The 14056-nt window shown below is 38.1% G+C and carries 15 protein-coding genes; 3 read left to right on the top strand and 12 right to left on the bottom strand.

Features of this window, described 5'->3' with window-relative positions; translation table 11 throughout:
* Nucleotides 1–316: 316 nt before the first annotated feature.
* From metG to HT721_RS08555, 4 genes are all read right to left on the bottom strand, one after another.
* Nucleotides 317–2314 carry a methionine--tRNA ligase gene (metG, locus tag HT721_RS08570; RefSeq protein WP_173213716.1) on the bottom strand — a complete coding sequence of 666 codons (1998 nt, stop codon included), beginning with the start codon at nt 2312–2314 and terminating at the stop codon, nt 317–319.
* A gap of 123 nt (nt 2315–2437) precedes the next feature.
* Nucleotides 2438–3697 carry an ABC transporter permease gene (locus HT721_RS08565; protein ID WP_173213718.1) on the bottom strand — a complete coding sequence of 420 codons (1260 nt, stop codon included), beginning with the start codon at nt 3695–3697 and terminating at the stop codon, nt 2438–2440.
* 1 nt (nt 3698) lies between these two features.
* Nucleotides 3699–4400 (bottom strand): ABC transporter ATP-binding protein, encoded by a 702-nt coding sequence (locus HT721_RS08560; protein ID WP_173213720.1) that lies wholly within the window; start codon nt 4398–4400, stop codon nt 3699–3701.
* The gene (locus tag HT721_RS08555) at nt 4384–5589 is read right to left on the bottom strand and encodes an efflux RND transporter periplasmic adaptor subunit (protein ID WP_173229587.1); all 1206 of its coding nucleotides are present in this window, start codon (nt 5587–5589) and stop codon (nt 4384–4386) included. Before HT721_RS08555 ends, HT721_RS08560 begins: the two co-directional genes overlap by 17 nt.
* A gap of 288 nt (nt 5590–5877) precedes the next feature.
* On the opposite strand from HT721_RS08555, the gene gor reads away from it, so the two are divergent.
* Nucleotides 5878–7224, top strand: a complete 1347-nt coding sequence (gene gor, locus HT721_RS08550) for a glutathione-disulfide reductase (RefSeq protein ID WP_173229583.1) — start codon at nt 5878–5880, stop codon at nt 7222–7224.
* Between the two features lie 165 nt (nt 7225–7389).
* Here the strand turns inward: gor and HT721_RS08545 are convergent, their stop codons facing one another.
* The 4 genes from HT721_RS08545 to HT721_RS08530 form a co-directional block, all read right to left on the bottom strand.
* Nucleotides 7390–7890 (bottom strand): hypothetical protein, encoded by a 501-nt coding sequence (locus HT721_RS08545; protein ID WP_173229581.1) that lies wholly within the window; start codon nt 7888–7890, stop codon nt 7390–7392.
* The gene (locus tag HT721_RS08540) at nt 7887–8510 is read right to left on the bottom strand and encodes an ATP-binding cassette domain-containing protein (RefSeq protein ID WP_173217624.1); all 624 of its coding nucleotides are present in this window, start codon (nt 8508–8510) and stop codon (nt 7887–7889) included. The genes HT721_RS08545 and HT721_RS08540 overlap by 4 nt, the downstream gene beginning before the upstream one ends.
* A complete protein-coding gene (locus tag HT721_RS08535; protein ID WP_173229580.1) occupies nt 8507–10489 on the bottom strand; it encodes an ABC transporter permease in 1983 nt (660 codons plus the stop codon). The genes HT721_RS08540 and HT721_RS08535 overlap by 4 nt, the downstream gene beginning before the upstream one ends.
* A 106-nt stretch (nt 10490–10595) precedes the next feature.
* Nucleotides 10596–10919, bottom strand: a complete 324-nt coding sequence (locus HT721_RS08530; RefSeq protein ID WP_240149617.1) for a hypothetical protein — start codon at nt 10917–10919, stop codon at nt 10596–10598.
* 293 nt (nt 10920–11212) lie between these two features.
* On the opposite strand from HT721_RS08530, the gene HT721_RS08525 reads away from it, so the two are divergent.
* On the top strand, nt 11213–11749 hold the full coding sequence (locus HT721_RS08525) for a biotin transporter BioY (RefSeq protein WP_173229578.1): 537 nt from the start codon (nt 11213–11215) through the stop codon (nt 11747–11749).
* 53 nt (nt 11750–11802) lie between these two features.
* Here the strand turns inward: HT721_RS08525 and HT721_RS08520 are convergent, their stop codons facing one another.
* Complete coding sequence (locus HT721_RS08520) at nt 11803–12018, bottom strand: YdbC family protein (RefSeq protein ID WP_000807422.1); 216 nt, start codon at nt 12016–12018, stop codon at nt 11803–11805.
* A 98-nt stretch (nt 12019–12116) separates the two neighbouring features.
* Here HT721_RS08520 and HT721_RS08515 point away from each other — a divergent pair, with 98 nt between their 5' ends.
* Nucleotides 12117–12437, top strand: a complete 321-nt coding sequence (locus HT721_RS08515) for a hypothetical protein (RefSeq protein ID WP_173229576.1) — start codon at nt 12117–12119, stop codon at nt 12435–12437.
* 30 nt (nt 12438–12467) lie between these two features.
* Here the strand turns inward: HT721_RS08515 and HT721_RS08510 are convergent, their stop codons facing one another.
* From HT721_RS08510 to rimM, 3 genes are read right to left on the bottom strand one after another with little or no spacing between them, the layout of a single operon-like run.
* Entirely contained in the window at nt 12468–12806 is a 339-nt protein-coding gene (locus HT721_RS08510; RefSeq protein WP_001196041.1) for an ATP cone domain-containing protein, read from the bottom strand.
* An 11-nt stretch (nt 12807–12817) separates the two neighbouring features.
* Nucleotides 12818–13537, bottom strand: a complete 720-nt coding sequence (trmD, locus tag HT721_RS08505) for a tRNA (guanosine(37)-N1)-methyltransferase TrmD (protein ID WP_173229574.1) — start codon at nt 13535–13537, stop codon at nt 12818–12820.
* Nucleotides 13527–14045 carry a ribosome maturation factor RimM gene (gene rimM, locus HT721_RS08500; RefSeq protein ID WP_138022032.1) on the bottom strand — a complete coding sequence of 173 codons (519 nt, stop codon included), beginning with the start codon at nt 14043–14045 and terminating at the stop codon, nt 13527–13529. The genes trmD and rimM overlap by 11 nt, the downstream gene beginning before the upstream one ends.
* Nucleotides 14046–14056 lie beyond the last annotated feature (11 nt).

Genomic DNA, 14056 nt, shown 5'->3' with positions numbered 1-14056 from the left:
ATGAACATGGAAATCTTGGTCACAAGTCACGATGTTTACATGCTGAAAGACTTTCATTATAGGCTCCTTTTCTAAAAGACAATTTATACTCAAATTCAAACCACGTCAGCTTCGCCTTGCCGTAGATATATGGTTACTGACTTCGTCAGTTCTATCCACAACCTCAAAACAGTGTTTTGAGCTGACTTCGTCAGTCTTATCTACAACCTCAAAGCAGTGCTTTGAGCAACCTGCGGCTAGTTTCCTAGTTTGCTCTTTGATTTTTATTGAGTGTAAATAAAAAAACAGAACTAGCATGAACTAGTCCTGTCTATTTTTACCCAATCACACTTCCGTTTGGTACAGCTGGATCAACTGTGAGAAGGGTTAATTGTCCATCATGTTCAGCTGATAGGATCATACCTTGGCTGACATATTTCTTCATCATTTTACGTGGTTTGAGATTGGCAACGATTTGAACTTTCTTGCCGACCAATTCTTGTTCATTTGGATAGTATTTTGCAATTCCTGAGAGGATTTGACGATCTTCTCCATCACCAGCATCCAAGCGGAATTGAAGCAACTTATCTGAACCTTCTACTTTAGACACTTCTTTGACTTCTGCGACACGGATTTCGACCTTGTCAAAGTCTTCAAACTTGATTTCATCCTTGTTGAGTTTGAGTTCAACTTCATCTGGGTTCCATTCTTTTTCGACAGCTGGCTTGTTTCCTTCCATTTGTTCCTTGATATAGGCGATTTCTTCTTCCATATCCAGGCGTGGGAAGATTGGTGTTCCTTTGGCAACTACTGTTACACCCTCAGGGAAAGCAGCCAAACTCAAGTTTTCAAGACTAGAAACTTCTGCTAAGCCAAGTTGAGTCATAACCGCACGACTAGTTTCCATCATAAATGGTTCAATCAAGTGAGCGACGACACGAAGGCTGGCTGCCAAGTGGCTCATAACACTTGCCAATTGGTCACGAAGAGCTTCATCCTTAGCCAAGATCCATGGAGCTGTCTCGTCGATGTATTTATTAGTACGAGAGATAAGAGTCCAGACTGCTTCAAGCGCACGTGGGTAGTCAACTGCTTCCATGTGTGTATGGTAGTCAGCGATTGATTGCTCTGCTACTTGAGCAAGAGCATTGTCAAACTCTGTTACACCCTCTACATAGGCTGGAATTTGTCCATCAAAATACTTGTTAATCATGGAAACCGTACGGTTGAGGAGGTTGCCAAGGTCATTAGCCAATTCATAGTTGATACGGCCGACATAGTCTTCAGGAGTGAAAGTTCCATCTGAACCAACTGGAAGACTGCGCATGAGGTAGTAACGAAGTGGATCTAGTCCATAACGCTCTACCAACATTTCAGGGTAAACGACATTCCCTTTAGATTTAGACATTTTACCATCTTTCATGACAAACCAACCATGGGCAATCAAACGATCAGGTAATTTAACATCCAACATCATAAGAAGGATTGGCCAGTAGATGGAGTGGAAACGAAGGATGTCTTTTCCTACCATGTGGAAGACTGTTCCATTCCAGAACTTGTCAAAGTTACTATGTTCGTCTTGACCGTAGCCAAGAGCTGTCGCATAGTTAAGAAGGGCATCAATCCAAACATAGACAACGTGCTTAGGATTTGATGGGACTGGCACACCCCATGTAAAGGTTGTACGAGAAACTGCCAAATCCTCTAAACCTGGCTCGATGAAGTTGCGAAGCATTTCATTCAGACGACCATCTGGAGTGATAAATTCAGGATGGGACTTGAAAAATTCGACCAAACGATCTTGGTATTTGCTGAGGCGAAGGAAGTATGATTCTTCAGATACCCATTCAACCTCGTGACCTGATGGAGCAATACCACCAGTTACATTTCCAGCTTCATCACGGAATACTTCCGCAAGCTGGCTTTCTGTAAAGAATTCTTCATCTGATACTGAATACCAGCCAGAGTATTCACCCAAATAGATGTCATCTTGAGCAAGCAAGCGCTCAAAGACCTGTGCGACAACTTTTTCATGGTAGTCATCCGTTGTACGGATAAATTTATCGTATGAGATATCTAGTAATTGCCAGAGTTCTTTAACTCCAACTGCCATTCCATCAACATAGGCTTGTGGTGTAATGCCAGCTTCTTCTGCTTTTTGTTGAATCTTTTGACCATGTTCATCAAGACCTGTCAAATAAAAGACATCGTAGCCCATCAGGCGTTTATAACGTGCTAGGACATCACAAGCAATGGTTGTGTAGGCAGAACCGATATGAAGCTTACCAGATGGATAGTAAATCGGCGTTGTAATATAAAAATTCTTTTCAGACATAATTTTTCCTTTCCAGGCAAATGAAACCTGTTTTTCTAACACTTCATTATATCACATTTTTAAGGATTTTCGATATGGAAATCTATACAAAAACAAGATAGACGAGTGTCCATCTTGTTTATTTTATTCATAACGAAGGGCTTCGATTGGGTCAAGTTTCGATGCCTTGTTGGCTGGCAAGACCCCAAAAACTATACCCACGCTAGCTGAAACTGCAAGACTAAATAGGGCAACTGGGATCGATACTCCCACTTCTATACCCGCAATCAAACCTTGCAGTAACAAACCTGCTAAGGCAGTTAAACCACTTGCAATTGTCAAGCCAATTAATCCACCTAACAAGGTCAAAATCATGGATTCAATCAAAAACTGGATTAAAATATTAGCACGAGTTGCACCCAAAGCCTTACGGAGACCAATTTCACGGGTACGCTCTGTCACCGAAACCAGCATGATATTCATAACACCAGTTCCTCCAACAAAGAGAGAAATACCTGCAATGGCACTAATAATCGTCGTCATAAAACTAAACGTTTGTTGAACTTCTGCAAATGCAGCTGACTCATCTGATACTTGATATTCTCCCTGTTGCAAGCCAGCAAGCTCTGTCATTTTTCGTGCCAGTTCTGGACCCAGAGTTGGAGTTAAACTGGTGTCATTCACTCGAAAGACAATATTAGCTATTTCATCTACATTAAAATTCGCAGCAAGGGAAGTATTTGTGGTAATGGGCAAGCCACCAAAACCATATATTTTTGAACGTTTAGCCTCTGGACTAGTATAAACCCCAATAACCCGGTAACTAAATCCATTGACTTCTACAACCTTGTTAATAGCCTCTTGAGGAGAGCCAAATAAACTAATGGACAATTCTTCATCAAGTAAAATGACACTTGCAAACTCTTTGAAATCTTGCTCTCTCAGACTACGACCTGCAAGAATTTCATTGTTAACAGCCTCCATATAGGTTCTATTCCCGCCTGTCAAATTGGCATTTTCAACCTTTTTATCTTTATAAGTCAAGATGGCGTTCGTTGAGTTGGTTACATAGTAATTATCCACTCCCTTGAGTTTGGCTGCCTCCTTGACCCAAGATTCTTGCGGTTTTGGTGGTTCAACATGAACTTCCTCTTCTTTTCCAGAAACCGTAAAAGCTGATTGTTTCTGAGTAAAAGACCCATCTTTACTTTTTTTAGAAGAGAAAAAGACACTAATATTCTTCTGAGATTTGGTCATATCTTTGTTGAGTTGACGAGATAGGGAGTCACCTAGAGCCATAATCACAACAACTGATGAAACACCTATAATAATCCCAATCATGGTAAGCAAAGAACGCATCTTATGAGCCATGATAGATGAAAAGGCAAATTTCAGATTCTGCATCTTAGTTTTCCTCCTTTTCTAACTGTGCACTATCAGATGAAATAACTCCATCTCGAATGACAATCTGGCGTTTAGCATAAGAAGCGATTTCAGGCTCATGCGTTACCATGATAATAGTTTTTCCTTCTTTGTTCAAGTCAACCAATAGTTGCATGATTTGGTTACCTGTTTTGGTATCCAAGGCTCCTGTCGGTTCGTCTGCTAGGATAATAGAAGGATTGTTTACCAAGGCACGCGCAATAGCCACACGTTGCTTTTGACCACCAGATAATTCCGAAGGTAAATGGTGACTACGCTCAGTCAATTCAACCTTATCTAGATATTCCTCAGCTAACTTGCGCCGTTTTGAAGCCGAAACTCCTGCGTAAATCAAGGGCAATTCTACATTTTGCAGAGCATTGAGTTTAGATAGAAGAAAGAACTGCTGAAAAACAAAACCGATTTGTTGATTGCGGACCTTGGCTAGTTGTTTTTCACCAAGTCCAGCCACTTCTTGGCCTTCAAGATAATACTCTCCACTACTTGGTGTATCCAACATGCCAATCGTATTCATCAGAGTAGACTTACCCGAACCAGATGGTCCCATGATGGCAACAAATTCACCCTCATTCACTTCTAGGTTGATATTTTTGAGAACCTGCAGTTCTTGGTCACCGTTACGGTAACTTCTGCAGATATTTTTTAGACTAATTAGTTGCTTCATCAGCCTTCACCTCTTTTCCTTCCTCTAGAGAAGACGTTGGGTTACTGATGACCTTGACTCCATTTGTCAGACCTGAAGTGATTTCTTGGTTGTCTGCATCAGCATTACCCAAACCAACTTCCACTTTCTTGGCCTTTTTCTGCTCGTCAAGCACCCAGACATAGTTCTTATCATTTTCAGTCACAACACTTGTTAGAGGAACCAAAATGGCTTTACTCTTATTTTTGACCTCAACACTTACTGAGAATCCTTGTTTCAAATCACCGATTTCACTTGTAACATCAATAGTGTATGGATATTTAGAACCAGAATTACCACCTGCTGCGGCAGCTGGACTAGCTACTTCACCATTGTTTTTAGGATAGTCAGAAATATAGCTTAATTTCCCAGTCCATTTTTTATCAGGATACACTTTAGAAGTAAAGCTTACTTCTTGACCTACAGATAGGTTGGCGAGGTTATATTCAGATAGTTCTCCCTTAACTTGCAAGTTTTCATTACTTACGACATGAACGACTACTTGGCTAGCTCCTGTTGGAGATTTAGAAACATTGTGGTTGACTTCGACCACAGTTCCCTCTAGGGTACTGAGAACCGTCATTGCATCTAACTGACTTTGAGCCTTACTTAATTGTGCTGCTGCATCTGCACGAGCATCACGGGCATCACCCAACTGAGCGTCAATAGAAGCAACAGAATTTCCAGCCACTGAAGTTGGGCTTTGCACCGTTGCATCTTCTCCTCCTGCTGGCGCAGAGGTTTGAGGAGCCGGAGCTGAAGCGGCTTCATTTCGTGCTTGATTGAGTTCATTGATATGACGATCTGCCTTCGCAACTGCTCGACTAGCTGAATCATAGGCCGCCTGGGCTTCTGAACTACTGTACTTGACTAGAGCCTGCCCTTCGCTGACCTTATCGCCCACAGAAACAAGGATTTCGTCTAAATCTCCCTTACTAGCATCAAAATAAACATATTGTTCATTTTTTGCTGTTACTGTCCCTGACAATAATACAGAGGATGCCACGCTTCCTTCCTTGGCAACAACAAGATGAGTAGCCTCATCTTTTACAGCAGTCTGAGAAGGTTGTCTAAAGAGTAAAATCCCCCCAGCACCCAATACAACTACACTTGCAGCACCAATTGCTGCATACAATTGCCACTTTTTAGCTTTACCATTCTTTTTCATAATGAAACTCCTTTTTGATTTAAAGTTCTTAACAATATTATACAAAAATTATCAATTTGAAACAATAACATTTCAGAACGAAATAATGACATTTCAGGATTTAATTATTGTTCGGAATTTTTGTTTAGTTATTGTACTAGATATATAATACACTTTATTTTTATTTTTTGCAAGCCTTTTCTTTAAATTTTTTGAACGTAGCAGATTTTTGCAATCAAATCAAAAAAAAGATAGAATATGACTATCAAAAAAAGACACTCGACTATTTAAAAGAGTACAAAGGAGTTTTCAATGAGAGAATACGATATCATTGCTATCGGTGGAGGTAGCGGAGGAATTGCTACCATGAACCGTGCTGGTGAACACGGAGCCAAAGCGGCCGTTATTGAGGAAAAGAAACTAGGTGGAACCTGCGTCAACGTCGGCTGTGTTCCTAAAAAAATCATGTGGTACGGAGCACAAATCGCTGAGACTTTCCATCAATTTGGAGAAGACTACGGCTTTAAGACTACTGATCTTAACTTTGACTTTGCAACCCTACGTCGCAATCGTGAAGCCTACATTGATCGCGCTCGTTCTTCTTATGATGGCAGTTTTAAACGCAACGGTGTAGACTTGATTGAAGGCCATGCTGAATTTGTAGATTCTCATACTGTTAGCGTAAATGGTGAACTCATTCGTGCTAAACATATCGTGATTGCTACAGGTGCCCATCCAAGTATTCCAAATATTCCTGGTGCTGAGCTAGGTGGCTCTTCTGATGATGTATTTGCTTGGGAAGAATTGCCAGAGTCAGTTGCTATTCTAGGCGCGGGTTATATTGCCGTTGAATTGGCTGGCGTACTCCACACTTTTGGTGTTAAGACAGACCTCTTTGTTCGCCGCGATCGTCCTTTACGTGGTTTTGATTCTTACATCGTTGAAGGTCTGGTCAAGGAAATGGAAAGAACAAACTTGCCACTTCATACTCACAAAGTCCCTGCCAAGTTAGAAAAAACTGCTGAAGGCATTACCATTCATTTCGAAGATGGTACTAGTCACACAGCTAGCCAAGTTATCTGGGCTACTGGTCGCCGTCCAAACGTTAAGGGCTTGCAACTTGAAAAAGCTGGAGTAACTCTGAACGAACGTGGCTTTATCCAAGTGGATGAATATCAAAATACTGTTGTTGAAGGAATTTACGCTCTAGGTGATGTAACGGGCGAGAAAGAACTGACCCCAGTTGCAATCAAGGCTGGGCGTACCCTATCTGAACGTCTCTTTAACGGAAAAACAACTGCAAAAATGGACTACACAACTATTCCAACTGTTGTCTTTTCACACCCTGCTATCGGAACTGTTGGTTTGACAGAAGAGCAAGCTATTAAAGAATACGGTCAAGAGCAAATCAAGGTTTACAAATCAAGCTTTACTTCTATGTACTCTGCTTGCACTGGCAACCGTCAAGAAACACGTTTCAAATTGATCACAGCTGGTTCAGAAGAAAAAGTTGTTGGACTTCATGGAATTGGCTACGGCGTTGATGAAATGATTCAGGGATTTGCTGTTGCTATCAAAATGGGAGCAACCAAGGCAGACTTTGATGCAACTGTGGCGATTCACCCAACTGCATCTGAAGAATTTGTAACTATGCGTTAATCGAAATAAAAGAAGCATAGCAAAAAACACTTCTAAATATCAAAAAGCGAGTATTTCCGTAGTTGGAGATACTCGTTTTCTTATGTTTTATTTTATAGTATGTTGAAATAAGATATGCAAAAATCAATTAACAAACCATAGCAAAATACAAGGATTATAATACAATCATTTATTCTTTTCTTTAAAAGATTCATATATTTTTTTATATAACTCTTTTATATCTTTTTTCTGAGAATTCAACTCTTCTTTACCGTAGTCAAAGTTTGCTACTACAAATCCCTCGTCAGCATCAGAAAAAGTAAAAAACTCTATTTCAATTAGTTTATTATGCTTAGAATCCTCTATAGTGTCTCCTAAATCATTATTGAATTTCTTCACTTCTTCTTCACGAACTCCGAACCCCGTAGCAGCTCCATTTGCAATGATGTTTGAAAATACTTCTTCAGAAGACTCTACTTCTTTCACAGTTATGAAGTATATAGCCTCTTCCGTTTCTACTTGTCTCACTTTATTCCATTTTTCTGTATCACTAGAAGAAAGCGTATAGACTGTTAACTCTACCGTTGGCTTATTGATATTTTCTTTTGTAATCATTTGTTTTCCAAAAAAGAAGAAGGCAAGTAACCCAGCTACAAAGATCAAAGCAATATAAATTATCTTTTTCATACATTATACCCTATATCTTTCATGTCAATTATCACATCAACTTCGTTATAGACAGCTGGATCATGCGTCGCTATTATAACATATTTGTCTTCATCTTTTTCATTTAATAACAAACGAATGATTTCTTTTCCAATCTCACCATCTAAAGCTCCTGTGGGCTCATCTGCTAAAATAATTTTACGTGGTTTCATTAACATTCTGGCAATAGCTACACGTTGAGCCTGCCCACCAGACAATTCGTATATTTTTTGATGTAAATAGTCACTTGACAGTCCTACTTTTTCAAGTACGTCAGTTATTGTTTTTTTGTCTTTAGTGATAAGGCTCAGATTATCATATACTGTTTTGTTATCTATTAAAGAATAATTCTGAAATACATATCCAACAGTATTTTTAAAAAAAGTTCTTTCTTTTATATTCCAAATATCTTGTTTATCAACTAAAACATTCCCACTGTCAATTTTTTCTAATCTTCCTATAATATTAAGAAGGGTACTTTTACCGGAGCCAGAACCTCCAATCAATGCATAGCTTTTTCCAGATTCAAATATTAAATTTAAGTCTGTAAAGATCTTCTTTGAGCCGAAACTCTTTGAAACGTTCAAAAGGTCAATTGTCATGATTCATCTCCTTTTAAAATTTTAGTGTAGCTTTCAGATAATTTCCTAAAACTCATTATGATTGACAACATCAAAACTAGCAGAGAAGCCACTCCAATATATAGCAACTCTATTTGCCCTGTCATAAGAAATGTAAATAGAATAACCATTGTAATAGTCATCATAAAATATTTGAGACTTGAAATTGCTATATATGTTTTTGACAGACCCAAAATGATTTTTTTCACATATTCATTCTGTTTTAGAGTAATAAAAAGTTGGACATATTGATAAATGAGTATAAAGACAATACTGTAAATTATCTTCTGCAAGATTTGTGAAAGTAAAATTTGGTGCTCTAAGGATTGGATCTTTAATTTCACAATTTGGTAAACATCTACTGGATTCATTGAGAAATTCAACGGGACAGTCATCTCATTTATTTTTTTTACCGCTTCAGGACTAAAAAGAGATTTATATAGTATGTTACTAGCCAAAGAAAACTTATTATTTTCCATCATTTTGTCCGTATCTAACACAACAACTATATTATCTTTGCTATCTGCTACATTTGCCAGCGGTAAAATATCTTTATTTTTATGATCGATATCAGCATCCTCATTGAAATAAAAAATTTTTTCCCCATCAGGAATTATTTGTACTGCAAGCTGTTCCTTTGTATAGTGTGTTCCAATAAATTGTTCTGCTACAACTGTATTCTCAATAGATTTCTGGTTTTCTTTCCACTTCTCAGGAATATAGATGGTTGCTATCTTATTATCTAAAAGATGATAGTTTGTCCCATTCACTTTATTTTGTAGGTTAGCACCTGTTTGATTAATATAAATTAACTCTTTATTTATTTCTGGATTCGTTATCCCGTCATTTTCTAATTGTTTAGAAAAATTTTCTATAACATGTGAAGTTTTCATGAAATCTGGAACATATGCCGAAGATCGTTCTATATATAAAAAATCTAAGTTTTTTAAGGCAGCAACTATCTGTAGATACTGACCATCTGAATCACTAACTTCTCCATTTTTAGCAGAGTTACTTTCAATTCCAAGGAACTCAATCCTTCTCCAGTCTTTTACTGTGTCCCATGGTACTAAATTCTGTATTTGTATGTTAATACTAGATTGACTACTCTTTGTTTCTTGTAAAAAAATTCCTGAGACAAGGATGATAATCGAAATGATGACAAGCCATACTACAAAAATAAGTTTATTTTTCGCCTTGTTTTTGATAATTTCAATGGGCTTTTCAATCTGAATCGTCAACCAAAATAAAACAAAAGTAATAAGATCAATGATTTGAAATAGTATAAAATTCGTTAAAAGCAGAGAGAAAAATAACTTAGAACTATAGGTGAAGAAACCATTACCCAAAAAAGAACTATAAGAAATCATCAATAAAGCCATCATAATCAGTTCAAAAATAAGAGAAATGACATACTCTCTTCTAAGGTCGTATACAGGCAAGCCCAAAGAACGTCGTATCACTCCTTCTTTGATCTGCCTCGTCCTAACAACAAATAAAACAACTAATAAAGTTAAGTAAATTGAACCCATTAACAGTATTCTTAAAGTTCCAGTAAATTGTAATATTCCTCCTATATACCAAGGATAAGCCATATATACTGTTTGTAGTCCAGTCATCGTAAGTGGTTTCAAACTGTCTACATCTATTTTCCCAAGTGTGTAATACATCCCTACTATTGGTGCTGACTTTAATTGTTCATTATTTACATCATCAAAGTTTACATACTTCAACTGACCCGAACTCTGAACGATTGGCTTGTAAATGGTAACCTTTTCCGTTTTTGATAAGTCACGAACCATTTCGTATATTTCGTTATTAGAAAGATTACTTTTTCCTTGGATAGAAAAAGCACCATCAATTGGTAAAGGTATGGGGATTTCGGTATCACTAATAGTGACCAGACCAATTGTAGCAATCAAACAAAAGAAGAATCCAATGATACATAATTTTAATTTCATAAGCAATTACCATATGACAAAAGACTCTATTTTATAATTGGGTCTCTTGTTTTCATAAATTATTTTTTAAAATCTATAATAACCCCAATGTGCATTTAATCGAACATCATTTCAAATTTTTTGCTTGAAAATGTCCATCTATAATCTTTTTTATCGTGAACTTTAACGTTCCCAAAATATTCGTTACTGATGACTCTGAACTAATATTATTTGAAGAACTAACAAAGTAATTCGAATAACCATAGCTATCACTTACACCATACTTCCATAAATCAATAATCGGATATAGAACTGGGATTGCTGTAGTTTCACTACCAACACTAGCTGTAGTAGCAAATCCAAAACTGAAAAAACTTGTAGCCAGCAAAATGAACTTCTTCTTAGTAAATTTTTTGTATTTTACTTCTCCTTGAATTATAATATTTGACAAAAACTCAGTAATAATTCTCTATTTTAAAATTGAACACATTTATTTGTAAGCGTTTATAATATTAATTTAATACTAATATTTTAGTTTGTCAAGTATTTATAGTATATTTTTTATTGATAAAATGAGATTATCTATAAAGGCGATTTACAAATCGATAAAAAACAATTATCCAACTTCTCTTGTGAATCAAATCGGCTGTTACAATTTTTGTTACCTTGTTTTTAAAAATAGGTTGACAATGATTCCTCTACGAGTATAATAGTTACTATATATCAGAAAAGAGGTTAGCTATTTTGAAAAAAGCTCACGTTTATGCTATCCCTGCTATTGGGGCTGCTCTCATTGCTGTTTTGGCACAAATCAGTCTTCCAATTGGACCTGTTCCCTTCACTCTGCAAAACTTTGCAATCGGCTTGATTGCTACTATCTTTAGACCGAGAGAGGCTGTACTTTCTGTTGGATTTTATCTTCTTCTAGGTGCTATCGGTCTTCCTGTCTTTGCAGGAGGTGGAGCTGGTTTTCAGGCTTTAGTTGGCCCTACTGCAGGCTATCTTTGGTTTTATCTCGTTTACTCTGGACTGACTTCCTCTCTAACCAACAGCAAGAGTGGTGTTGTCAAGATTTTTCTTGCAAACCTCTTGGGTGATGCCCTTGTCTTTGTCGGCGGGATTCTCAGCTTGCATTTCCTAGCTGGAATGGCATTTGAAAAAGCTCTTGTTGTGGGGGTCATTCCCTTTATCATTCCAGACCTTGGTAAACTTCTGGCTATTAGTTTTATTAGCCGTCCCCTACTTCAACGCCTTAAAAATCAGGCTTACTTTGCTAACTAAAAAAGGATATCGAGTTGTCATGACTCGGTATCCCTTTCTTTTATTTTGAAAACTTAGTTGCCTTTAAAGGCATCCACCATTGTTTGAAATTCTTCATTGGAGAGAGTAATCCCTTTGCCCATTTTAGTATGATCTGGACTCCAAGCACGAATATCAAACTTTGCAGGGGCACCATTAAAGCTCACACGGTTGATTTCCTTGGTCCAACCTTTTTCGTTTTCAGAAAGAGTCAACAAGTGCTCTTCGATTTCAAATGTAAATTCTGCCATTTTCTTCTCCTTTTTTAGCTTTCATTTGATTATTCGTAAAATCTTGTAGATTTTAGGAAAATTTTATATAATATTGATATAAAAGAAGGGAGGCCAATATGAGACATAAATTCCAGCAAGTTCTAGGTAAAATACATGACTTTTTAAATGGACATGACCAACCTGACCATACTGAAACCAACTCCCTTACAGCCACTATTGAAGAGGCTATCCAGAAACAAACCGCTGTTCACCTTATCTTGTCTGAGGCAAGCTTTACAGGTGACATCATCAAATACGATCAGCAAAGCCAGCAAATTATCGTGAAAAATTTTGCCAAAAATGTGACCCGTATTATCCGCATAAGCGATATTCAACGCCTGCGATTTGTCCCGTCAACTGTCCAAACAGCCCAAAAAAATAGATTTAAGAAAGAGTGAGATGTAGTTGCTTCATCCCACTCTTTTTTCTTAGCGAACTTGTTCAAAATGTAAATGAACGGCGATATGATCTCCATAACCACTTCTTTCCAAGTCACGTTGTAGACGATAGGAAATGTAGTGTTCTGCGATGGTAATGTAACCTGCACCCAGCAAACGATGTTCAACCATAGACTGAATCATGCTAATGGTAGCACGTTCCACCTTGGCCTCTTCCAAATCCAAAACCACTTTCTTAGTGACTTGTGCAAGGTTTTGACGTAAATCATCTGTCAATACATAGACAGTCTGGGCTGCCTTTAAGATAGCTTGGTAAATCTTATCTGGATTAAATTCAGCAATTTCTCCATCACGTTTGATTACTTGCATAGGTTTCTCCTTTATTCTTTGTTTTCTTTGATTTCTGCCAGCATTTTTTCTTCTTCTGCTGTCAGTTGATAATGTTCAAGCAAATCCGGTCTGCGCTCGTAGGTTTTCTTTAAACTCTCATACAGGCGCCACTGACGAATCTTTTCATGGTGACCACTCATCAATACATCTGGTACAACCATACCTCGATAATCATAGGGACGTGTGTACTGAGGGTATTCGAGAAGGCCAGAAGAAAAACTATCATCTTTGTGGCTAGACTCCTTGCCAATCACTTCTGGAATCAGGCGTACCGTAGCATCAATCATGGTCATGGCTGCCAACTCTCCACCAGTCAAGACATAGTCGCCCAGGGAGATCTCATCTGTCACCAAGGTCTTAATACGCTCATCATACCCTTCGTAGTGACCGCAGATAAAGATTAACTCTTCCTCTTGAGCCAAATCCTCAGCATAAGCCTGATTAAATTTCTTCCCTGCAGGATCGAGGAGAATGACGCGCGGATTTTTCTTTTCAATAGCATCAAAGGCATCGAAAATGGGTTGGGCTCGGAGCAACATCCCCTGACCGCCTCCATATGGCTCGTCGTCTACATGGCGGGCCTTTTCAGCATTTTCTCGAAAATTATGATACTGAATATCCAAGAGTCCTTTTTCTCGAGCCTTTCCAACGATTGAGTGCTCCAGTGGAGAAAACATCTCCGGAAAGAGGGTTAAAATATCAATCTTCATCGTCTAACCCTTCTAAAATTTCCACATCGACACGGTTATTCGGAATATCAACATTGAGAACCACTGGTGGGATATAAGGCAATAACAAGTCACGTTTACCTTTTCGCTTGACCACCCACACATCGTTGGCACCTGGTTGCAGGATTTCCTTGATGGTTCCAACCAAGCTATCACCCTCATAGACTTCCAAACCGATAATCTCGTGATAGTAAAATTCACCATCGTCTAGGTCATTCAAATCTTCCTCAGCGACCTTGAGACTATATCCCTTGTACTTTTCGATAGTATTGATATGGTACATATCTTTGAATTTAATAATGTCAAAGTTCTTCTGTTTACGGTGGCTAGCGATGGTCACTGTTTGGACAAACTGATCTTTTTCATCAAACAGAGCCAGCTCAGCTCCTTTTTTAAACCGTTCTTCTGCAAAATCCGTCACAGACAAGACTCGCATCTCACCCTGTAATCCCTGCGTATTAACGATTTTCCCAACATTAAAGTAGTTCATCTTGTCTCCTG

Origin of the sequence: Streptococcus sp. 4094, from assembly GCF_013277125.1 — a bacterium.
Classification (GTDB): domain Bacteria; phylum Bacillota; class Bacilli; order Lactobacillales; family Streptococcaceae; genus Streptococcus.
The sequence above is the reverse complement of the archived record's forward strand: the minus strand, read 5'-3'. Positions and strand labels throughout refer to the sequence as shown.